General features: G+C 71.4%; 18 protein-coding genes, 1 tRNA gene and 1 pseudogene. 14 read left to right on the top strand and 6 right to left on the bottom strand.

Going from position 1 to position 20,338, the window contains the following annotated elements:
• Window positions 1–126: 126 nt before the first annotated feature.
• From cysS to CIB93_RS21670, 3 genes are all read left to right on the top strand, one after another.
• Entirely contained in the window at window positions 127–1,527 is a 1,401-nt protein-coding gene (cysS, locus tag CIB93_RS21680) for a cysteine--tRNA ligase (RefSeq protein ID WP_096629054.1), read from the top strand.
• A 98-nt stretch (window positions 1,528–1,625) separates the two neighbouring features.
• A complete protein-coding gene (rlmB, locus tag CIB93_RS21675) occupies window positions 1,626–2,582 on the top strand; it encodes a 23S rRNA (guanosine(2251)-2'-O)-methyltransferase RlmB (RefSeq protein ID WP_096629052.1) in 957 nt (318 codons plus the stop codon).
• 171 nt (window positions 2,583–2,753) lie between these two features.
• Window positions 2,754–4,385 (top strand): DoxX family membrane protein, encoded by a 1,632-nt coding sequence (locus CIB93_RS21670; protein WP_257002300.1) that lies wholly within the window; start codon window positions 2,754–2,756, stop codon window positions 4,383–4,385.
• A 171-nt stretch (window positions 4,386–4,556) separates the two neighbouring features.
• Here the strand turns inward: CIB93_RS21670 and CIB93_RS21665 are convergent, their stop codons facing one another.
• The 3 genes from CIB93_RS21665 to CIB93_RS21655 form a co-directional block, all read right to left on the bottom strand.
• Complete coding sequence (locus CIB93_RS21665) at window positions 4,557–5,273, bottom strand: nucleotidyltransferase family protein (protein WP_096629049.1); 717 nt, start codon at window positions 5,271–5,273, stop codon at window positions 4,557–4,559.
• A 63-nt stretch (window positions 5,274–5,336) separates the two neighbouring features.
• Window positions 5,337–5,750, bottom strand: coding sequence for a hypothetical protein (locus CIB93_RS21660; protein ID WP_096629048.1), 414 nt, complete (start codon window positions 5,748–5,750; stop codon window positions 5,337–5,339).
• Window positions 5,751–5,979: 229 nt separating this feature from the next.
• Window positions 5,980–7,116: an ABC transporter ATP-binding protein gene (locus tag CIB93_RS21655; protein WP_096629046.1), complete on the bottom strand. Its 1,137-nt coding sequence runs from the start codon at window positions 7,114–7,116 to the stop codon at window positions 5,980–5,982.
• A 177-nt stretch (window positions 7,117–7,293) separates the two neighbouring features.
• On the opposite strand from CIB93_RS21655, the gene CIB93_RS21650 reads away from it, so the two are divergent.
• The 9 genes from CIB93_RS21650 to CIB93_RS21610 all read left to right on the top strand — a co-directional run bounded on the left by CIB93_RS21650 (window position 7,294) and on the right by CIB93_RS21610 (window position 16,096).
• Window positions 7,294–7,367 (top strand) — tRNA-Thr (locus CIB93_RS21650).
• A gap of 327 nt (window positions 7,368–7,694) precedes the next feature.
• Window positions 7,695–8,198: a hypothetical protein gene (locus tag CIB93_RS21645; protein WP_096629044.1), complete on the top strand. Its 504-nt coding sequence runs from the start codon at window positions 7,695–7,697 to the stop codon at window positions 8,196–8,198.
• 398 nt (window positions 8,199–8,596) lie between these two features.
• Window positions 8,597–9,121, top strand: coding sequence for a toxin-antitoxin system HicB family antitoxin (locus CIB93_RS21640; RefSeq protein WP_096629042.1), 525 nt, complete (start codon window positions 8,597–8,599; stop codon window positions 9,119–9,121).
• Window positions 9,122–9,309: 188 nt separating this feature from the next.
• Entirely contained in the window at window positions 9,310–10,200 is an 891-nt protein-coding gene (locus CIB93_RS21635; protein WP_096629041.1) for a DUF4097 family beta strand repeat-containing protein, read from the top strand.
• A gap of 136 nt (window positions 10,201–10,336) precedes the next feature.
• Window positions 10,337–11,338, top strand: a complete 1,002-nt coding sequence (locus tag CIB93_RS21630; protein ID WP_096629039.1) for an ATP-binding cassette domain-containing protein — start codon at window positions 10,337–10,339, stop codon at window positions 11,336–11,338.
• Window positions 11,335–12,126, top strand: a complete 792-nt coding sequence (locus tag CIB93_RS21625) for an ABC transporter permease (protein ID WP_096629038.1) — start codon at window positions 11,335–11,337, stop codon at window positions 12,124–12,126. The genes CIB93_RS21630 and CIB93_RS21625 overlap by 4 nt, the downstream gene beginning before the upstream one ends.
• Before the next feature lie 293 nt (window positions 12,127–12,419).
• Window positions 12,420–13,349, top strand: a complete 930-nt coding sequence (locus CIB93_RS21620; protein WP_096629036.1) for a diiron oxygenase — start codon at window positions 12,420–12,422, stop codon at window positions 13,347–13,349.
• Window positions 13,350–13,358: 9 nt separating this feature from the next.
• On the top strand, window positions 13,359–15,083 hold the full coding sequence (locus tag CIB93_RS21615) for an FAD-dependent oxidoreductase (protein WP_096629035.1): 1,725 nt from the start codon (window positions 13,359–13,361) through the stop codon (window positions 15,081–15,083).
• A 191-nt stretch (window positions 15,084–15,274) separates the two neighbouring features.
• The gene (locus tag CIB93_RS21610) at window positions 15,275–16,096 is read left to right on the top strand and encodes a sortase domain-bontaining protein (protein ID WP_373558782.1); all 822 of its coding nucleotides are present in this window, start codon (window positions 15,275–15,277) and stop codon (window positions 16,094–16,096) included.
• 86 nt (window positions 16,097–16,182) lie between these two features.
• Here the strand turns inward: CIB93_RS21610 and CIB93_RS21605 are convergent, their stop codons facing one another.
• Window positions 16,183–17,583: an FAD-binding oxidoreductase gene (locus CIB93_RS21605; RefSeq protein WP_096629033.1), complete on the bottom strand. Its 1,401-nt coding sequence runs from the start codon at window positions 17,581–17,583 to the stop codon at window positions 16,183–16,185.
• 67 nt (window positions 17,584–17,650) lie between these two features.
• Window positions 17,651–18,343 carry a rhomboid-like protein gene (locus tag CIB93_RS21600; protein ID WP_096629032.1) on the bottom strand — a complete coding sequence of 231 codons (693 nt, stop codon included), beginning with the start codon at window positions 18,341–18,343 and terminating at the stop codon, window positions 17,651–17,653.
• Window positions 18,344–18,674: 331 nt separating this feature from the next.
• On the opposite strand from CIB93_RS21600, the gene CIB93_RS21595 reads away from it, so the two are divergent.
• Window positions 18,675–19,220, top strand: coding sequence for a GNAT family N-acetyltransferase (locus CIB93_RS21595; RefSeq protein ID WP_096629081.1), 546 nt, complete (start codon window positions 18,675–18,677; stop codon window positions 19,218–19,220).
• A gap of 148 nt (window positions 19,221–19,368) precedes the next feature.
• Here CIB93_RS21595 and CIB93_RS38985 read toward each other — a convergent pair.
• Window positions 19,369–19,593: pseudogene (locus CIB93_RS38985) on the bottom strand (NAD(P)-binding protein); the annotation flags it as partial.
• Window positions 19,594–19,636: 43 nt separating this feature from the next.
• Between CIB93_RS38985 and CIB93_RS21585 the strand changes: the two are divergent.
• The gene (locus CIB93_RS21585) at window positions 19,637–20,338 is read left to right on the top strand and encodes a pentapeptide repeat-containing protein (RefSeq protein ID WP_179500196.1); all 702 of its coding nucleotides are present in this window, start codon (window positions 19,637–19,639) and stop codon (window positions 20,336–20,338) included.

Raw genomic sequence — 20,338 nt, 5'->3', positions numbered from 1 at the left:
GGAGAACGCTCTCGGGGCCGGTTCGAGGCATCCCGGTACCAGAAAGAGGCATCCCGGTATCAGAAAGTTGTCCCCGCGATCCCCAAGGGTCGCGGGGCACTGGTGTCGGCCTACTACCCTTGAGGCGTGACTATTCGCCTGCACGACACCAGCGCCCGGCAGATCCGTGACTTCGTCCCGCTCACAGCAGGCTGTGTCTCGATCTACCTCTGTGGCGCCACCGTCCAGGCAGCACCGCATATCGGCCACATCCGCTCGGGCCTGAACTTCGACATCATGCGCCGCTGGTTCACCTACCGCGGCTACGACGTCACGTTCATCCGGAACGTCACCGACATCGACGACAAGATCATCACGAAGTCCGCCGAGCAGGGCCGCCCCTGGTGGTCGATCGGTTACGAGAACGAGCGCGCGTTCAACGACGGCTACGACGTGCTCGGCTGCCTGCCGCCCACCTACGAGCCCCGTGCCACCGGCCACATCCCCGAGATGATCGAGATGATGCGCGGTCTCATCGAGCGGGGTCACGCCTACGAGGCCGAGGGCAACGTCTACTTCGACGTCCGGTCCCTCCCTGGTTACCTGGAGCTCTCCAACCAGGAGCTGGACGATCTGCGCCAGCCTTCCGGCGACGGCGAGACCGGCAAGCGCGACCAGCGGGACTTCGCGATGTGGAAGGCGACCAAGCCGGGTGAGCCCAGCTGGGAGACCCCGTGGGGCCGCGGCCGACCCGGCTGGCACCTGGAGTGCTCGGCCATGGCCCACAAGTACCTTGGCTCCGCCTTCGACATCCACGGCGGCGGCATCGATCTGATCTTCCCGCACCACGAGAACGAGATCGCCCAGGCCAAGGCGTTCGGCGACGCGTTCGCCAACTACTGGGTGCACAACGGCTGGGTCACCATGTCCGGCGAGAAGATGTCCAAGTCGCTGGGCAACTCCGTCCTCGTCAGCGAGATGGTCAAGCACTGGCGCCCGATCGTCCTGCGCTACTACCTGGGCACCCCGCACTACCGGTCGATGATCGAGTACAGCGAGGAGGCCCTGCGCGAGGCCGAGTCCGCGTTCGCGCGGATCGAGGGCTTCGTCCAGCGTGCCATCGAGAAGGCCGGGGAGACCGTTCCCCCCGCCGCCGAGGTGCCGGCCGCCTTCGCCGAGGCGATGGACGAGGACCTGGGCGTCCCGCAGGCCCTCGCGATCGTCCACACCGCCGTCCGCCAGGGCAACAGCGCGCTCGCCGCCGACGACAAGGAAGTCGCCGCCGCCCGCCTCGCCGAGGTCCGGGCCATGCTCGGCGTCCTGGGCCTCGACCCGCTCGACCCGCACTGGGCGGGCGAGGGCGACCGGGGTGAGGATCTGCACGGGGTCGTCGACACCCTCGTGCGCCTCGTCCTCGACCAGCGGCAGTCGGCCCGGGCCCGCAAGGACTGGGCCGCCGCCGACGCCATCCGCGACCAGCTGGGCCGGTCCGGCCTCGTCATCGAGGACAGCCCCACCGGCCCCCGGTGGACGCTGGGACCGCGCTGAGCACCCGCTCCGAGCAGTGAGATTGTGCCGCCCGGCGATCCGGGCGGCACACTTTCCTTAAACGTACGCACGTCTGAAAGCAACGAAACAGGTAGATCATGGCCGGGAACAGCCAGCGCAGGAACCGCCGCACGTCCAACAAGAAGGGCGCGCAGGTCGGCAGCGGTGGCCAGCGACGCCGTGGTCTCGAAGGCAAGGGCCCGACTCCTCCGGCCTCCGCCCGCAAGGGACACAAGAAGAACCGCATCGCCAACGTCCAGGCCAAGCAGGCCGCCGCCCGCCGCCCGGCCCCCCGGCGCGGCGGCGTAAAGGGCACCTCGGAGATGGTCGTCGGCCGCAACCCGGTCTTCGAGGCCCTGCGTGACGGCGTGCCCGCCGTCACGCTGTACGTCCAGCAGTTCATCGACAACGACGAGCGCGTCCGTGACGTGCTCAAGCTCGCGGGCGAGCGCGGCAACATCAACCTGATGGAGGCCCCGCGCCCCGAGCTGGACCGGATGACGAACGGCCTGAACCACCAGGGCCTCGTCCTCCAGGTCCCGCCGTACGAGTACGCGCACCCGGAGGACCTCACCGCCGCGGCGTACGACAACAACGAGGACCCGCTGATCGTCGCCCTCGACGGGGTGACCGACCCGCGCAACCTGGGCGCGATCGTCCGCTCGGTCTCCGCGTTCGGCGGCCACGGCGTGGTCGTCCCCGAGCGCCGGGCGGCCGGTATGACCGCCGGTGCGTGGAAGTCCTCGGCCGGTACGGCGGCCCGCACCCCGGTCTCCCGGGTCACCAACCTGACCCGCGCGCTGGAGGGCTACCAGAAGGCGGGCCTCACGGTCGTCGGCCTGGCCGCCGACGGTGAGCACACGGTGGAGGACCTGGAGGCGCTGGACGGCCCGGTCGTCATCGTCATCGGCAGCGAGGGCAAGGGTCTCGGCCGCCTCGTCGGCGAGACCTGTGACTACCGTGTGCGGATCTCCATGCCGGGCGGCGCCGAGTCCCTCAACGCCGGTGTCGCGGCGGGCATCGTCCTGTACGAGGTGGCGCGCCGCCGCGCGTAGCCGCACCGGCACCGGTCGGCGTTCGCGCGGCAATGGGCTCGTCCGCCGGGCGAGTTGACGCGCGAACGCCGAACACAGTTCCAGGATGCCCGAGTTTGGCCTGATCTTGACGGGTCTCGGACACATCTGGTGCGGTCAAGGCAGTGTCCTAAACACACATCACTCGGTTAGATGAGTGTGGACACCAGAACGCCTCGGTTCGACGAGCAACCCGCCCTGAGCATGACCAAGGTGGACAGCGACCCCGCGCAGGTCATCGTCAACCACGCCAGCTTCCGGGTGCAGCTCCCCCCGGGCCAGCGCGCACTGTTGCGCGGTGCCCCCGCGGCCACGGCCCGCATCCCCGCGATGAGCGGCGCAGCCGGAGGCCGGCGGCGGGCACCCGTCGTCTGGAGCGGGAAGTCCGCCCCGGGCGACCCCGGCGCGACGGGCCTCCTCCAGGCCATGCGCAACTCCACCGCCGGGCATCTCGATGCCGGACTCGGCGGGGCCTCCGGCGACGGGCACGGGACGGGCGCGACGCAGGTCATCCCGCTCCTGGAGGAGACGCAGCCCAATCCCGTACTGACCGCCCCGCACCAGCCCGGATCAGCCGGCCCGCTCCTGCCGCCCATGCGCCAGGCCGTCGGCGCGTACGATCCGGTCGACGGCCCCGAGGGTCCGGACGGCCTCGACGGACCCGGCGGTGACGAGGGCCACGACGAGACTGCCGAGGCCCGCGCCCGCCGCCACGGCAACGACCCGGTCCGGCACGCCTACTACCCCGGCCACCGGATGAACCTGGGCGTCGTCCTGCTCCCCATGCGGGTCTTCCTCGGCTTCATCTGCATCTACGCGGGCATGGGCAAGCTGTGCGACCCCGTCTACTTCGACGGCGGCGAACGCGGCTCGATGGTGAAGTGGCTGACCTCCCTGAACCCCTGGGCGGCGGCCGAGCCCCTGCGCGACTTCGCCCTCTCCCACCCCGTCGGCGCGGGCCTGACCATCGCCTTCCTCCAGGTCGTCGTGGGCGTCCTCACCGTCCTCGGCCTCTGGCAGCGCGTCGCCGCCTCGGTGGGCGCCCTGCTCTCCGCCGCCCTCCTGGTGACGGTGAGCTGGCGCACGGTGCCGGTGTACGAGGCGCCCGACATCATCTTCCTGGCCGCCTGGAGCCCCCTGATCATCGCGGGCGCCCCCGTCTACTCCGTGGACGGGCGGCTCGCCGGGGAGGCCTGGCGCAAGCTCGGCCCGCGCTCCGAGATCTGGGACCTGCGCCGCCGGGTCCTGCGCCGCGGGACCGTCGTCGCCAGCGTCGTCATCGGCCTCACCCTGCTGGTCGGCTCCGTCCTCGGCGGCGCGGTCCGCTCCACCGAGGTCGTCACCGTCCCCGGCCGCAGCGACTACCCCACCAACCGCCTCCCCGGCATGCCGCTGCCCCAGGAGTCCACCGGCGAGCGCGAGGCCTCCCGTACGCCGGAAGAGCAGCGACGCCCCGAACCCTCCAGCTCCGGCGCCGCGAGCACGCCCGGCACGGGCGAGGCCAGCCCCGGCGCGACCCGTGACTCGGGCGGCCAGAGCACCGGTTCGGGCAGCACCCAGCCCAGCCAGACCCAGGGCACCGGCCAGGCCCCCCCGCAGCAGTCCACCCCCCAGCAGCCCCCGTCCGCCACCAGCGCGGGTCCCACCTCCTCCGGCTCCACCGGCGGCGACGCCTCCTCCGGCGGCGGTGAACCGGAGCCCACCGGAGGCTCGACCTCCTCCGGCGGCGAGGGCTCGACCTCCGGCGGAGGCGGCCGGAACCCGATCGGCGGTCTCCTCGGCTGAGCCCGCTCCGTAGAGCTTCGTAAGGTCTCTCGTAGGGCTTCGTAAGGCTTTGTCAGACGGAGAGGGCGGCCCCCACCGAACAGGGTGGGGGCCGCCCTCTCCCGCGCTCACCGGTACGTACGGGCTCCCGCGGCGCACGCCAGCGCACACGGCCGCGCGTACGGGCGACTGTCAGGCCCCGTGCGAGCCCAGCTCCCGGGCCGCCTCGGTCAGATCCTTCGCGGTGTCGATGGCCCGCCAGTACGCCCCGTGCGGCAGTGGATACCCGGCGAGCCGACGCTCGCGGGCGAGGCGGGGGAACGTCGTCCGCTCATGGTCGCCGCGGTCCGGCAGCAGCTTCGTGAACGAGGGCGAGAACACGTACACCCCGGCGTTGATCAGATACGGGGAGGGCGGCGACTCGATGAAGTCGGTGATGTGCCCGAACGCGTCCGTCTCCACGGCACCCCACGGGATGCGGGGCCGGGCGAGGGCCAGAGTGGCGGTGGCGTCGCGCTCGGCGTGGAAGGCGGCCATCTCGCGCAAGGAGAAGCGCGTCCAGATGTCACCGTTCGTGGCGTACCACGGCTGATCGGCGTCGGGCAGGCGCTCGGCCGCGTACTTCAGCCCGCCGCCGCGTCCCAGGGGCTCGGTTTCCACGACAGTGGTGACCCGGAGCGGCAGCACGGCCGTCTCCAGCCACTCCTGGAGCACCTCGGCGAGATGCCCGCAGGAGACCACGGCGTCGGTGACTCCTTCGGCGGCCAGCCAGGACAGCTGATGGCCGATGATCGGCGTCCCGGTCCCGGGGATCTCGACCATCGGCTTGGGGCGGTCGTCGGTGTACGGCCGCAGCCGTGACCCCTGGCCACCGGCAAGGATCACGGCCTGTGTCGGATACGTATGCATGGCAGGCACGATAGGCGCTGCCCGCGGGCGGGCGACGGCGCTCCGTGCCACCGCCCCCCGGACTCAGCTGAACTGGGCGACGCCGGAGGCGAACGAGGTGTCGCAGACGGGGCGGGAGAAGCGCTGCGCACGGGTCGGACCGTACTGCTCGACGGCGGCCTTGCCGAGCGCCTTCGCGATCGACATGCAGTGGCGGGCGAGCGACGGGCGCTGCTCCACGGCGCGCTGGAGAGCCGTGAGCGCGGTGCCCGGGTCCTTCTCCTGGAGCTCCACGAGCAGCTTCTCGCGAAGGATGTCCTGCGGGGCACGCGGCTTCGCTGGTTTGGACACGGTCTCCGAGGAGGCGGCCAGCAGCGTGGAGTCGTTGTCCGGCGCCGCCCACGGAACGGTGGTGACCGCGAGGGTCCCGGACAGAACCATGACGACGGGCAGGACGAGAGCGAGGGATCGGCCGATGCGGCGCGCGGTGTGGGTCACGCAGCGAGCGTAGCGGCCAGTGATGACTTGGCGACATTTCGTCACCCTCGCGGGGGATGGTTCGACGCGCCCTTTCGAATACCAGGTTGACGAACCAAGGTGAAATGCCCTGTGTGCCGGGGTATTTGACCCCATCCGGCGTCGAAACCCAAACGCGCCGCGACCACGCAAACGGCCCCGCGCCTCCCTTGCGGGGAGCGCGGGGCCCGAGCGTACGGCAGGCGGCGGGTCAGTTGGCGAGACGCTCACCGGTGGAGGTCGAGAAGACGTGCAGCTCGTCCGGGCGCGGGACGACGTGCAGTTCGGTGCCCTTCTCCGGGACGGCGCGCCCGCCGACACGGACGACCAGGTCCTTGTGCTCGCCGGCGACCTGCGCGCCGCCGTAGACGAACCCGTCGGCGCCGAGCTCCTCGACGACGTTGACGGAGACGGCGAGACCGGCCGGCTCGCCCGAGGCGCCCTTGGTCAGCGACTGCGCGGCGGCGCCCCCGTGCTCGACGATGTCGAAGTGCTCCGGCCGGATGCCGACCGTGACGGTGGTCTCACCGCGGTCCGCGGCGGCGCTGAGCGCCTCGCGGGAGACCGGGACGACGCTGTTGCCGAACTTCACGCCGCCGTCGGTGATCGGGACCTCGACGAGGTTCATGGCGGGGGAGCCGATGAACCCGGCGACGAAGAGGTTGGCCGGGCGGTCGTACATGTTGCGCGGCGAGTCGACCTGCTGGAGCAGCCCGTCCTTCAGCACCGCGACCCGGTCCCCCATGGTGAGGGCCTCGACCTGGTCGTGGGTGACGTAGACCGTGGTGATGCCCAGGCGGCGCTGGAGCGAGGCGATCTGCGTACGGGTGGAGACACGGAGCTTGGCGTCGAGGTTCGACAGCGGCTCGTCCATGAGGAAGACCTGCGGCTCCCGCACGATGGCCCGGCCCATCGCCACACGCTGGCGCTGACCACCGGAGAGCGCCTTCGGCTTGCGGTCCAGGTACTCGGTGAGGTCCAGCATCTTGGCGGCCTCTTCGACCTTCGCCCGGATGTCGGTCTTGTTCACACCGGCGATCTTGAGCGCGAAGCCCATGTTGTCCGCGACGGTCATGTGCGGGTAGAGCGCGTAGTTCTGGAACACCATGGCGATGTCCCGGTCCTTGGGCGGCAGGTGCGTGACATCACGGTCACCGATGCGGATCGCACCGCCGTTGACGTCCTCAAGACCCGCGAGCATGCGCAGGGAGGTCGACTTTCCACAACCGGAAGGACCGACGAGGACGAGGAACTCACCGTCCGCGATGTCGATTTCGAGCTGGTCCACAGCCGGCTTCGTGGAGCCGGGGTAGACGCGAGACGCCTTGTCGAACGTGACACTGGCCATGCTGAATCTTCTCCTCCACCGGCAGGAACGTGCCGGACGATCCGAGTAGGGAGTGGTCTGGTCCACTTGAGCGGACCTGCCGTGACGCTACCTGGCGTTTCCTGATCTGTCAGTAGTCCGGGGCACACGGAAAACGCGGACGGGCGGGGCGCGGGGTTGGTTAGACTGCTCTGGCACGCCTCCTTAGCTCAGCTGGCCAGAGCAACGCACTTGTAATGCGTAGGTCGTCGGTTCGAATCCGACAGGGGGCTCGGTGGGAAGCCCAGGTCAGGTGTTGTCTGACCTGGGCTTCTTTCGTCGGTGCGTGAAACCGGGCGAGGGGCCGGCACTGGTTCCGCCGCCGGCGGATCCGCTGGGAGATGCGCGCGGATCCGCTGGGAGTGGCGCGACGGCATCCACGAAGCCTTCCTCAGGCCCGGTGCGCCTGTACCAGCGGATGACCGTGCTTCCGTCACTCGGGGGAGAGCCCGTCATGGCGACGGTACCCAGGCGTGACGCCGGGACGCCGGAACCGGAGCACGGTGGAACCGGGCCGACGACAGCCGTTGGCCAGCGAGGGCGCTGGGCGGGGAGTGGTGATGACGCGCGTGGTGACGCCAAGGGCAGCTCGGATGGTCGTGGCGCTGGGCAGCGCGGCTGCCGCGCCCTATGTCGCTATGAAGGTGTACTGGGCATTCGGCGGCAGGGCGGGGCTTGCGGACGGGTTCGACGTGACGGGCGAGTTCGAGAGGAACGGTGCTCCCGATGCGTTGGTGTGGCTGGAACGACACGGCATCGACTTCACGGCCGTGCTGGCGCTGATGGGGGTGATGCTGGCATTCGCCCTCGTCCGGCCATGGGGACGGAGACTTCCCCGGTGGCTTTTGCTCCCCCCGGCCTGGGCGGGAACGCTGTTGATCCCGTACGGACTGCTGACCGCTGTGGTCGCCCTCACCGGGAACGGCGGCGATGCCGCGCCTTCGGTGACGCAGTGGGTGGTGCCCGCCGGGGTCGGCGCGTTCCTGGGCATCGGAACAGCCTTGGGCGTCGGAGCCTGGTCACGCCTGAACCAGCACGCTGTCGCTGGAGGCATGCCCCGCTGAAGGTTGAAGCGGGGCGTGCGACAGCCGGTCCGCTTCCTCACCGGCGTTGCAAGGCTCCGGCCTTGCCATCCCGCACCCGAATCGTCACTCCCGCGATGAGCCGGCCGCCGCAGAGATCATTTCGATAGGAGTTCCATCTCCCGAGCGATCCTGGCGGGCTGTACGGACGAGGAGCATGTCTGCCCGGTGGCGCCCCTTCAGTGGGTGGCACCCGGTGGCACCCGGTGGTGCCTGATGGTGCCAGGTGGTGCCGATGTGGCGCCACCGCTGGTCGTTCGGGGTGCTTCTATGGCGCCATTGCGAAGCCTTCGGTTGTAACTTTGCAGGTCAGGGGCGTCTTCGTGCGAAGTGCGCCAAAGTGGCTCGACGTGGCGCCATGCGTGTGCCATGATGGCGTCATGGATCTCACCCCCTACGTCGACAATCTCCGGCGGGAACTCGCCGTCGCCGCGGATGCCAGCGGTGACGAAGCCCGGTCCCTGGCCGAGCGGCTCAGTGCCCCCCTGGAGTCCGCCGCCCGGCTGACCCTGCTCAATGTGCTCTCCGCAGCCATGGGTGAGGTCACTCGGGATCTGGCACCCGGTTCGGTCGATGTGCGGCTGCGCGGGCTCGATCCCGAGTTCGTGGTGACGCCGCCGCCGGTGCCCGAGCCGGTGCGGGAGGCGCGGGAGCCGGTCGCGGCTCCCGTCGTGGCCGCGCCGCCGGCCGGGGAGGCCGAGGACGGCACCATGGTGCGGATCAACCTCCGCCTCCCCGCCCACCTCAAGGGCCGCGCCGAGAGCGCCGCGGCGGCGGAGGGGCTGTCGGTCAACGCCTGGCTCGTGCGGGCCGTGTCCGTCTCCCTCGACGGCGGGGGGCGTGCGAGCGCACCGGGTCGGGGCGAGGACTCGGGCGGTCGCGGCTTCACCGGCTGGGTCCGCTAGGGCCTGTCGTCAAACTGCCGTCGTCGCCCGGCAGGCGGCAGTTCGACGACAGGCCCTGGCACCGGGGCCTTCCAGCCCTACGGGGCCCCCAGCCCCACTTTCACCGGCGGATCGCCGATCCGGCCGACGTCACCGATCGCTCATCGCTGATCACTCATCATTCACCGAGCCAAGAGGACGGGACCGCCATGCCTTCTTTCGATACTCCTGAGCCGATCTCCGCCGTCATCGAACTGGACGCCGGTACTGCCCGTATCGCTGCCGGCAAGCGCACCGACACGGTCGTCGAGGTGCTGCCGGGCAACCGATCCGACGAGGACGACGTACGCGCCGTGCGGCAGACCCAGGTCTCCTGCTCGGGCGGGCGTCTCACCGTCAAGACCCCCAGGAAGCGGTCCCTGTTCGGCAGGCCGGGCACCGTCGTCGTGAGCGTCGAACTGCCCGCGGGGTCCGACGTTCGGGGCGCGTCCGCCCTGGGCGGCTTCCTCTGCGAAGGCCCCCTCGGGGACGTGAAGCTCACGACCTCGCTCGGAGATCTCCAGGTGGATGAGGCCGCCCGCGCCGAGCTCAGGACCGACCACGGCGACATCCGGCTGGTCCGCTCCACCGGGGACGCCGAGATCGTCGGATCCGGCCGGGTCGAGGTCGGCGTGGTGGGCGGGGCGGCTGCCGTCAAGAACGGCAACGGTACGACCGGGATCGACGAGGTCGGTGGTGAGCTGAAGGTCAACGCGGCCAACGGCGACATTTCCGTGGGCGTCGCGCACGGCAGCGTCGTCGCCAAGTCCGCCAACGGGCGGATCGAGATCGGCGTCGCCCGTGCGGGGGTCGATGCGACCTCCTCCAACGGGCACATCCGTGTCGGCGATGTGATGCGTGGCCGCATCACTCTGCGTACCTCCGTCGGCGACCTCGAAGTGGGCATCCACGAGGGCACCGCCGCCTGGCTCGACCTGAACCCCAGGTTCGGCACCGTACGCAACTCGCTCGGCGCCGCCGCCGGTCCCGAGGGCTCCGACGAGACCGTCGAGGTGCACGCCCGGAGCGGGGCCGGCGACATCATCGTCCGCCGCGCCTGACCCCGGCCCACGTCCGCCCGCCCCCGCCCGTGTCCGCCTCGCCCGTCACGCCCGGCTCGCCGCCCACGCCCGCCTTGCCGCCTCATCCCCGGCTCACCGCCCACGCCCGACTCACCGCTCACGAAAGGGAACCAGCATGACTGTCATCCGTGCCTCCGCGCCGCTTGCCGAGCAGGCTGCGACGCAGGCGATCACCGCCACCGGACTGCGCAAGTCCTACGGCGACAAGCTCGTGCTCGACGGCATCGACCTGTCGGTGCCCGAGGGCACGGTCTTCTCCCTGCTCGGCCCCAACGGCGCGGGCAAGACCACCGCCGTCAAGATCCTGTCCACCCTCATCACCGCCGATGCCGGCCGGTTGAGCGTCGGCGGCCATGACCCGGCCGTCGATCCCCAGGCCGTGCGCGGCGCGATCGGTGTCACCGGGCAGTTCTCCGCCGTGGACGGCCTGGTCACCGGTGAGGAGAACATGCTGCTGATGGCGGACCTGCACCGTCTTCCGCGCCGGGAGGGCCGACGGGTCGCCGCCGAACTGCTGGAGCGCTTCGACCTCGTGGAGGCGGCGAAGAAGCCGGTAGCGGGCTATTCCGGCGGCATGAAGCGCCGCCTGGACATCGCCATGACGCTGGTCGGCTCCCCGCGGATCATCTTCCTCGACGAGCCGACCACGGGTCTCGACCCGCGTTCCCGTCACACCATGTGGGGGATCATCCGGGAGCTGGTCGCCGGCGGCGTCACCGTCTTCCTCACCACCCAGTACCTGGAGGAGGCCGACGAGTTGGCCGACCGTATCGCCGTGCTCAACGACGGGAGGATCGCCGCCGAGGGCAGTGCCGAGGAGTTGAAGCGGATCGTTCCGGGCGGGCACGTCCGGCTCCGCTTCACCGACCCGGACGCCTACCGGTCCGCCGCCTCCACCCTGCACCAGGCCGCGCGCGAGGACCAGGCGCTGGCATTGCGCCTTCCCAGCGACGGCAGTCAGCGCGAACTGCGCTCCATCCTCGACTGGTTGGACTCGGCCGGGATCGAGGCCGACGAGTTGACCGTCCACACCCCCGACCTCGACGACGTGTTCTTCGCCCTCACCGGATCCGGCGCGCCCGCCCGGAACGGCCAGCCCAAGGAGGCACTCCGATGAGCTCCCTCGCCCTCGCCGTCCGCGACTCGAACACCATGCTGCGCCGCAACCTCCTGCACGCCCGGCGCTACCCCTCCCTCACCCTGAACCTGCTCCTCACACCTGTCATGCTCCTGCTGCTTTTCGTCTACATCTTCGGCGATGTGATGAGCGCGGGTCTCGGCGGCGGGGGCGCCGATCGCGCCGAGTACATCGCCTACATCGTCCCGGGTCTGCTGCTGATGACGGTCGGCTCCACCGTGGTCGGGACCGCTGTCTCCGTCTCCAACGACATGACCGAGGGCATCATCGCCCGCTTCCGCACCATGGCGATCCACCGCGGCTCCGTGCTCGTCGGACATGTCGTCGGCAGCGTGCTGCAGAGCGTTCTGAGCGTGGTCCTGGTGGGCGCCGTCGCCGTGGCCATCGGCTTCCGGCCGACGGACGTCACCGTCCTGGAGTGGCTGGCGGTGTTCGGGCTGCTCGTGCTCTTCGCCTCGGCCCTCACCTGGGTCGCGGTCGGCATGGGCCTGATCAGTCCGAACGCCGAGGCCGCCAGCAACAACGCCCTGCCGATGATCCTGTTGCCTCTCCTGTCCAGCGCCTTCATCCCGGTGGGGACGATGCCGGGCTGGTTCCAACCGATCGCCGAGTACCAGCCGTTCACGCCCGCCATCGAGACCCTGCGCGGCCTGCTGCTCGGCAGCGAGATCGGCCACAACGGCTGGCTGACCGTCGGCTGGAGCCTCGGGCTCGTGGTGCTCGGCTACCTCTGGTCGACCTCGAAGTTCGGCCAGGACCCCAGGTAGCCCACGGGGAGGTGTGGTGAGGGGCCCGGGCCGATTTCTACCGAGGGGTAGGCGGCCCGGGCTCCTTGTTATACCTTGCGTCTAACAAGCGGGTGGGGCATCCGGCCGCTGCCCGGGCAGCAGAGGGCTGTTGTCGTACGCACTCCGCCGCGCCGTGCGCACGCCACCACGTCGTACGCGCGCATCACCACGCTGTACGCCCGCGACAGCACCCTGTACGCGCACAGCAGCCCCCTGTACGCACACATCGCCGCGATCAAGGATCACCGCACTCGACCCAAAGGAGCCGCAGCATGGCCGGCAGCACCGTTCCGTCGAAGGCCCATCCGTCGAAGGTCCAGGACAGTCCCGAGGGTGACGATGTCGCGCGGCGGCTGCTCGGCTCGGCCGCGCAGCTGGCGTACGACCCGGCCACCGAGGTCGACTGGGAGACGCCGCTGGACAAGGAGTTCCACGGCGCGAGCCCCGAGTGGAGCACGCTCTACGGCACGCCGTACTGGCGTGAGTTGACCGAGGCGCAGCGCAAGGAGCTCACCCGGCAGGAGGCGGCCTCGGTCGCCAGCACGGGGATCTGGTTCGAGATGATCCTTCAGCAGATGGTGCTGCGGGACATCTACATGAAGGACCCGGCGGGCGCGGAGTTCCAGTGGGCGCTGACCGAGATAGCCGAGGAGTGCCGCCACTCGATCATGTTCGCGCGCGGCGCGCAGAAGCTCGGGGCCCCGCACTACCGGCCCCGGCGCGGGGTGATGGAGCTGGGCCGGGCATTCAAGACGCTCGCGTTCGGCGAGGCCGCGTACGCGGCGATCCTGGTCGCCGAGGAAGTCCTCGACGTGATGCAGCGGGACTGGATGCGTGACGAGCGGGTGGTGCCGTTCGTCCGCACCATCAACAACATCCATGTGGTGGAGGAGTCCCGGCACATGAAGTTCGCCCGGGAGGAGACCCTCAAGCGGCTGGAGGGCGCGGGGTGGGCGCGGCGGCAGATCAACGCGTTCGTCGTCGCCGTCGCCTCGTACTTCATCGTGACCAGCATGGTGAACCCGGAGGTCTACCGCAGGGCCGGGCTCGACCGGAAGCGTGCGCTGGCCGCCGCGAAGGGCAATGAGCACCACAAGTCGATGATGCGGTCCAGCTGTTCGGGGCTGATGGACTTCCTCGCCTCCGCCCGGCTGCTCACCAAGCCCGCCCTCGCCTTCTACAAGCGCGCGAACCTGATCTGAGCCGGGGACATGACCTACGCCATCACCCAGACCTGCTGCAACGACGCCACGTGTGTGGCCGTGTGCCCGGTCAACTGCATCCATCCGACGCCGGAGGAACGCGCCTTCGGCCGTACGGAGATGCTCCACATCGACCCCCGGGCGTGCATCGACTGCGGGGCCTGCGCGGACGCCTGCCCGGTGGACGCGATCTTCCCGGTGGACGTGCTGCCCGCCGGGCAACGGGAGTACGCGGACATCAACGCCGCCTATTACGAGGGTGCACTTTACGAGGGTGCGCTTTACGAGGGGGAGGAGTCCCCTTCCGCCGGGGCCGGTGTCGACGGGCCCAACTTCCATGTCTGGGGCGAGCCGGTCTTCGAGCGGAGCCTGCCGTCCGACTTCGGGCCGCTGCGGGTGGCCGTCGTGGGCACCGGTCCGGCGGGGATGTACGCCGCTCAGGACCTGCTGCTGCACACCGGTGCGGAGGTGACCCTGATCGACCGGCTGCCGGTGGCGGGCGGCCTGGTCCGGTACGGCGTGGCGCCCGATCACCCCGCGACGAAGAAGGTCGGCGACACCTTCTCCCGTTTCCACAGCCACCCCCGGGTCCGTATGCACCTGGGCATCGAGGTGGGCCGGGACGTCACCGCCGAGGAGCTGGCCGCCCACCACGACGCGGTGATCTACGCGGTCGGCGCGTCCACGGACCGGCGGCTCGGCATCCCGGGCGAGGAGAGCCCCGGCGTGCTGTCCGCGACCTCGTTCGTCGCCTGGTACAACGCCCATCCCGAGGCCGTCGCGCAGAGCGTCGACCTCTCCGCCGAGCGGGTCGTCGTGGTGGGCAACGGCAACGTCGCCCTCGACGTGGCCCGGATTCTGGTCGCCGACCCGGAGACGCTCGCGGCGACCGACATCGCCACCCACGCGCTGGAGGCCCTGCGGGCGAGCCAAGTCCGTGAGGTCGTGGTGCTGGGGCGGCGGGGGCCGGAGGACGCCGCGTACACCCGTTCCGAACTGCTGGCCCTGAAGCACCTGGAGGGCGTGGAGCTGGCCGTGGACGACCACGACCCGCGTACGGCGGCGGCGATCGACGCGGCGGGGGCGGGCGACCGGGCCGGGATGCTGCGGGGGCTGGCCCGGGTACGGACGGATGCCGGGTCCCCCGCGTTCGGTGAAGGGGCGGCCCGGCGCATCGTGCTGCGCTTCCACTCCGAGCCGGTGGAGATCCTTGGCGGCGGTGGCGTGCACGCGGTACGCGTCACGGACGGAGCCGGCGGCGGCGGTGGTGGCGGAGGAGGCATGGCGGACCTGCGCGCCGGGCTGCTGCTGCGGGCCATCGGTTACCGGGGGCTCCCGGTCCCCGGCCTGCCGTTCGACGAGGCCTCGGGCACGGTCCCGCACGAGGGCGGCCGGGTCGCCGGACTGCCCGGCAGCTATGTCGTCGGCTGGATCAAGCGCGGGCCGTCCGGCGGGATCGGTGCCAACCGCACCTGCGCGGCCGAGACGGTCGGCACGCTCCTGGCCGACGCGGTCGCCGGGGCGCTGCCCACGCCCACGGGCGATGCCAAGGCGTTCCGCCGGCTCGCCCGGCAGCGCAACCGCCGCGTCGTGGACGCCCGCGGCCTGGCCGCGATCGACCGCGCCGAACGGGACCGGGGCCGGCGTGCCGGGCGGCCCCGGGTGAAGCTCGCCACCGTGGAGGAACTGGTGGCGACGGCCAAGGCGGGGCGGCTGTCGGGGCTCCGGCGCTGAGCGCTGAGCTCTCAGCGTTTGGGGGCTGGGGGCTGGGGGGCTGGTGGCCGAGGAGGCAGGCTGCTGGCGGGGTGGCCTGGCGGCGATCGCTTCCCGGGCCGTCGCCCGCCCCTCGCGGGCGGGGCAGGGGCGGGCGTCCGTATGCGGATCGTGGGGCCGGTGGTGTACTGGGAGGAGAAGGAGGGCTGCCCATGCGCCGTCTTCGTAGCGTCGCCCGTACTGCCGCCGGTGGCTGTGCCGCCGTCGTACTGAGCCTGGGGTGTGCGGCCGGGCTGTCAGGCGGCCCGGGTGTGGGGACGCAGGACACGGCCCCGTTCCCCGCGGCCGAGTCCAAGGCCCGGGCCCCGTTCCCCGCGGCCGAGTCCATGGCCCCGGCCCCGCCCTCCGCGACCGGGCGCTCGGTGACGGCGCCCGCCTCCGTACCCGCCTCGGTGCCTGCCCCTGTGTCGGCCCCGGCCTCCACCCCCACCCCCGTCCCCGCTGATCGCACCGATCCCCGCACCGCGACCGCCGTCCTCGCGATACCCGCCATCGGTGTCGAGGACCTGGACGTCGTGCCGTACGAGGGGACGACCGACGACCGGCCCGGCAGCCGTATCCAGGACCGGGGCGTCGCCTCCAGCCCGTACGGCGAGGAGGGCGGGGTCGGGCCGGGTGAAGTCGGCAATTACCTGGTCACCGCGCACCGGCTCAGTGCCGGAGGCGTGTTGCGTGATCTGCCGGATCTCGGCAAGGGCGATTCCGTGTACGTGACCGAGGGCGGTACCCGCTACACGTACGAGATCACCGAGACCCGGCAGACCTCCTTCCGCAGCGAGCGGTCGCTCGCCGAGCAGCGGGCCGAGGTGCCGGGCAAGCCCGGTGTCGAGCCGACCCGGGCGATGATCACGATCTCCACCTGCGCGACGCCCGAGGACGACGCGGCCGGGAACTTCTGGCGGGACGCCCTCGGCAACCCCGAGCACCGGATCGACAAGGTGGGCGTGCTGGTGGCGGAGCGGCCGACGCCGTAGCCCGGCGCCGTGGCCCGACGCCGTAGCCCGGCGCCGTGGCCCGACGCCGTGGCCCGACGCCGTGGCCCGGCGTCAGTGGCCCGGCGTCAGTGGCGGCCCGCTATGCGGTCCGCCGTCTTCGCGATCGGGTCGGTGCCGGGGCGCGGAGAGGACGTCTCGCGGCGGTCGGCGGCGCGGTAGGCGGCGTACAGGCCGTGGACGCCGAGCCAGCGGAAGGGTTCCGGTTCCCAGCGTCGGACCTTGTGGTTCACCCAGGGGAGCGTCGTCAGGTCGGTGGTGCCCGCCTGGCCGGAGTCCTGCTGGATCAGGTCGCGCAGGGTGCGGGCGGCGAGGTTGGCCGTGGCGACGCCGGAGCCGACGTAGCCGCCTGCCCAGCCCAGGCCCGTGGACCGGTCCAGGGTGACCGTGGCGCACCAGTCGCGCGGGACGCCGAGGACGCCGGACCAGGCGTGATCGATGCGGACGCCCGCCGTGGTGGGGAAGAGGCGGACCAGCAGGTCGCGGAGGGCGGCGACGGTGGCGGGCCGGGTGCGGCCGTCGTTGTCGGTGGCGGAGCCGTAGCGGTAGGGGCGGCCGCGGCCGCCGATCGCGATGCGGTCGTCGGCGGTGCGCTGGGCGTAGAGGTAGGCGTGGGCCATGTCGCCGAGGGTCTCGCGGCCCTCCCAGCCGATGGTGTCCCAGATATGGGCGGGCAGCGGCTCGGTGGCGATCATGGAGGAGTTCATCGGGAGCCAGGTGCGCTTCTGGCCCTTGAGGCTCGCGGTGAAGCCCTCGGTGCAGCGCAGGATGTACGGGGCGCGGACCGTACCGTACGGGGTGACGGCGTGCTTGGCCTTGATCTCGGTGACGGGCGTCGACTCGTGGATCGTGACGCCGAGCGCCTCCACCGCGTCCGCGAGGCCCTTGACCAGCTTGACCGGGTGCAGCCGGGCGCCGTGCGGGGTCCAGGTGGAGCCGACGGCCCCGGTGACATGGATACGTTCGGCGGTCTCGCGGGCACCGCGCAGGACCCGGTCGCTCTCGCCGAACGCGATCTCGACGCTGTGGAAGTCCTTGAGGCGGGCCAGCTGTGCCGGGGTGTGGGCCACCTCCAGGACACCGCCCTGGTGGATGTCGGCGTCGATCTTCTCCTCGGCGGCCACCCGGACGACCTCGCCGACCGTCTCGTTCATCGCCTTCTGGAGCCGTACGGCGGCGTCGTGGCCGTGCAGCTTCGCGTACCGGTCGCGGCCCGCGATGCCGTTGTAGAGCCAGCCGCCGTTACGGCCGGAGGCCCCGTAACCGCAGAACTTGGCTTCCAGAACGGTGATGTTGAGGAAGGGAACGGCCTTCTTCAGGTAGTACGCCGTCCAGAGCCCGGTGTAGCCGCCGCCGACGATGCAGACGTCGGCGCTCGCGTCGCCGGGGAGGGGCTCGCGCGGGGCGGGGGTGCCCTCCTGCGCGTACCAGAACGATATGCCGCCGTTGACGGTACTGACGGTGCTCATGATGCCCCTGGTGTCCCTGTTCCGGTGTCCGGTACTCACTGATGCCGAGCGTATGTGTGGCGGGACGTTACTGCGCGGGGGGCCGCTGCGTCTCCTGGTCCGTACGGCGGCGGGTCAGCGGGTAGCAGGCGAGGCCGATCAGCACGGCGGTGAAGTGGCCCAGGTCGGTGAACGTGCGGCCCTCGCCGATCAGCGGCACGCCGTAGGCCACCAGGACCGCGAAGGCGTAGGCGTACCGCCAGAGGTGCGGTACGCGGTACGTGAGGACGGCGACGGCCCCGGCCAGCGCGTAACTCACGCCCACGTCCAGGGTGTCGGTGGCCGACGGCGGGGCGTGCCCGTACCGGATCGCCCAGGCCAGGACGCCCTCGCTGACGAGGGTCGCCAGTACGTGCGCGAGGACCACGACCGTCAGCCAGCGCAGGGTGCCGAGCCAGTGTTCGGCGGTGGCGTGGAAGACGGTGAACAGCACGGCGTACGGGAGCCAGCGGCCGCCGTCGATCCACAGCGCGCTGGAGATCAGGACGCGGAGGGGGTTCCGCGAGAGCTCGTGCAGGTTGGTGGAACGGTCCCGCAGGAATTCGTCCTCGAAGGCGGGCGACATCTGCCGCAGGACGACGGCCGTGACGAAGAGGATGCCCAGCCAGATGTACGTGCCGGGGGCGGTGGCGATCCAGTGGCGGACGGCGGCCGCGGCTGTGGACCGGGGGCTGCGGGTGCCGGGGGCGCGAGGGCGGTTTCCCGGCTGTTCTCGGGGCATGGCCCGATTGACGCATGCGCCTGGGATCGGGGGTGTGATCGACATTCCCGAAGAAATGATCGACACCCGGTCCACGTACAACGGAGCCGCCTGGCGGGCTTTGGTCGCCGGGTTGCCGGGCCTTGCCGCGCGGTGTCTGGAGCGGTGGGGGCTGCGGCCGGACGGGCCGTCGACGTACTGCGGGTGCGCGTTGGCGCTGCCGGTGGTGCGGGAGGCGGACGGGCGGCGGCCGTTGTCGGGCGAGGGCGAGGGCGAGGGCGAGGGTGAGGGTGAGGGTGAGCGGAAATGGACAGGGCCGATACGCAGTTCGGGGGCTGCTTACGCTGACCCCATGATTCGTACCGCTACGCCTGATGACATCCCCGTCCTGTACGCCCTGGTGCGTGAACTCGCCGATTACGAGAAGGCCCTCGACGAGGTGGTGGCCTCCGAGGAACAGCTGAGGGAGGCGCTGTTCGGCGAGCGGCCCGCCGCGTACGCGCACGTGGCGACGGCCGACGACGGGGGCGACGGGGGCGACGGGGGTGATGGCGGTGACCGTGGTGATCGTGGTGATGGCGAGGTGGTCGGCTTCGCCCTGTGGTTCCTGAACTTCTCCACCTGGCGCGGGGTGCACGGCATCTACCTGGAGGACCTGTACGTCCGCCCGGAGCGACGCGGCGGCGGACACGGCAGGGCGCTGCTGGCGGAGTTGGCGCGGATCTGCGTGGAGCGGGGGTACGAGCGGCTGGAGTGGTCGGTGCTCGACTGGAACGCCCCGTCCATCGCGTTCTACGAGTCGCTGGGCGCACGGCCGCAGGACGAGTGGACGACGTACCGGCTGACGGACGGGGCGTTGGCGAGGCTGGGCGCCGCCGAGGACACTCCCCGGTCCTAGCCGGGCCGGAAACCCGACCCGGCCCCAGCCCCCGTCTCACAGCTCCAGGATCACCTTGCCGATCGTGCCCCGGGTCTCCAGCGGGTGGTGGGAGGCGGCCGCTTCGGCGAGGGGGATCCCTGGACGGCGGGGCGCAGCAGGGTGGACGGGGGCCGTCGGCGGTCCTGGCCCGGCCGCCCGGGGGCCGGTGGCCCTCGTACAGAGTGACCCGCGCACCGGGCTCGGCGGCGGTGACCGCGGCGGTGAGTCCGGCGAGCCCGCCGCCGATGACGTGGATGTGGTCCATAGCTGGAACGCCTTCGACCCTTCGCCTCTTGGATGATGCGACGCGTCGTCGGTGGTGTGACGGATCGGGGGAGGCGGCGCGTGACACGGTCTGCGGGGGCGTTGTCAGTGGTGTGCGTCACGATGGGGGCATGGCAGCGAGTACGGGCAGGACGGCCGGGACCAACAAGGGCAAGAAGGACGGCATCGCGGCGGCGCGGCGGCCGGAGGTGCGCCTTCCCCCGCTCGTTCCGTACGACGGGGAGGGCCTGGAGCCGGACGGCGACTACGACGGGGTGCGGTTCGCCGGGGTGGACCTGGCGGACGCTTCGGGGCCGGGTGCGCGGTTCATGGACTGCGCGCTGGAGGGCTGCGGCCTCGACCGTACGGAGCTGGTGCGGGCCCGCTTCATCGACTCGGTCCTGACCGGTGTACGGGGCGTGGGCACCGATCTCGCGGGGGCGTCGCTGCGGGACGTGGAGGTGGTGGACGCACGCCTGGGCGGGGTTCAGCTGCACGGGGCGGTGCTGGAGCGGGTGGTGATCCGGGGCGGGAAGATCGACTACCTGAATCTGCGCAAGGCCCGGCTGAAGGACGTCGTCTTCGAGGGGTGCGTGCTCTCCGAGCCGGACTTCGGGGACGCGCGGCTGGTCCGGGTCGAGTTCCGGGAGTGCGTGCTGAAGCGGGCGGACTTCAGCGCGGTGCGGATGGAGTCGGTGGACCTGCGGACGGTGGCCGAACTGGACATCGCGCGGGGCGTGGAGCGGTTGGCGGGTGCGGTGATCAGCCCGGCGCAGTTGATGGAGCTGGCACCGGCGTTCGCGGCGCAGATCGGGGTGCGGGTGGAGGCGTGA

Origin of the sequence: Streptomyces sp. WZ.A104 (genome assembly GCF_002382885.1) — a bacterium.
Lineage (GTDB): Bacteria > Actinomycetota > Actinomycetes > Streptomycetales > Streptomycetaceae > Streptomyces.
This window is presented reverse-complemented; position numbering and strand designations above follow the sequence as displayed.

Bases quoted from the DNA above. Each gene is read 5' to 3' on its own strand.
- rlmB (WP_096629052.1), top strand. From the start codon at position 1,626: ATGGCCGGGAACAGCCAGCGCAGGAACCGCCGCACGTCCAACAAGAAG.
- CIB93_RS21670 (WP_257002300.1), top strand. From the start codon at position 2,754: ATGAGTGTGGACACCAGAACGCCTCGGTTCGACGAGCAACCCGCCCTG.
- CIB93_RS21665 (WP_096629049.1), bottom strand. From the start codon at position 5,273: ATGCATACGTATCCGACACAGGCCGTGATCCTTGCCGGTGGCCAGGGG.
- CIB93_RS21655 (WP_096629046.1), bottom strand. From the start codon at position 7,116: ATGGCCAGTGTCACGTTCGACAAGGCGTCTCGCGTCTACCCCGGCTCC.
- CIB93_RS21645 (WP_096629044.1), top strand. From the start codon at position 7,695: ATGACGCGCGTGGTGACGCCAAGGGCAGCTCGGATGGTCGTGGCGCTG.
- CIB93_RS21640 (WP_096629042.1), top strand. From the start codon at position 8,597: ATGGATCTCACCCCCTACGTCGACAATCTCCGGCGGGAACTCGCCGTC.
- CIB93_RS21635 (WP_096629041.1), top strand. From the start codon at position 9,310: ATGCCTTCTTTCGATACTCCTGAGCCGATCTCCGCCGTCATCGAACTG.
- CIB93_RS21630 (WP_096629039.1), top strand. From the start codon at position 10,337: ATGACTGTCATCCGTGCCTCCGCGCCGCTTGCCGAGCAGGCTGCGACG.
- CIB93_RS21625 (WP_096629038.1), top strand. From the start codon at position 11,335: ATGAGCTCCCTCGCCCTCGCCGTCCGCGACTCGAACACCATGCTGCGC.
- CIB93_RS21620 (WP_096629036.1), top strand. From the start codon at position 12,420: ATGGCCGGCAGCACCGTTCCGTCGAAGGCCCATCCGTCGAAGGTCCAG.
- CIB93_RS21615 (WP_096629035.1), top strand. From the start codon at position 13,359: ATGACCTACGCCATCACCCAGACCTGCTGCAACGACGCCACGTGTGTG.
- CIB93_RS21610 (WP_373558782.1), top strand. From the start codon at position 15,275: ATGCGCCGTCTTCGTAGCGTCGCCCGTACTGCCGCCGGTGGCTGTGCC.
- CIB93_RS21605 (WP_096629033.1), bottom strand. From the start codon at position 17,583: ATGAGCACCGTCAGTACCGTCAACGGCGGCATATCGTTCTGGTACGCG.
- CIB93_RS21600 (WP_096629032.1), bottom strand. From the start codon at position 18,343: ATGCCCCGAGAACAGCCGGGAAACCGCCCTCGCGCCCCCGGCACCCGC.
- CIB93_RS21595 (WP_096629081.1), top strand. From the start codon at position 18,675: ATGATTCGTACCGCTACGCCTGATGACATCCCCGTCCTGTACGCCCTG.
- CIB93_RS21585 (WP_179500196.1), top strand. From the start codon at position 19,637: ATGGCAGCGAGTACGGGCAGGACGGCCGGGACCAACAAGGGCAAGAAG.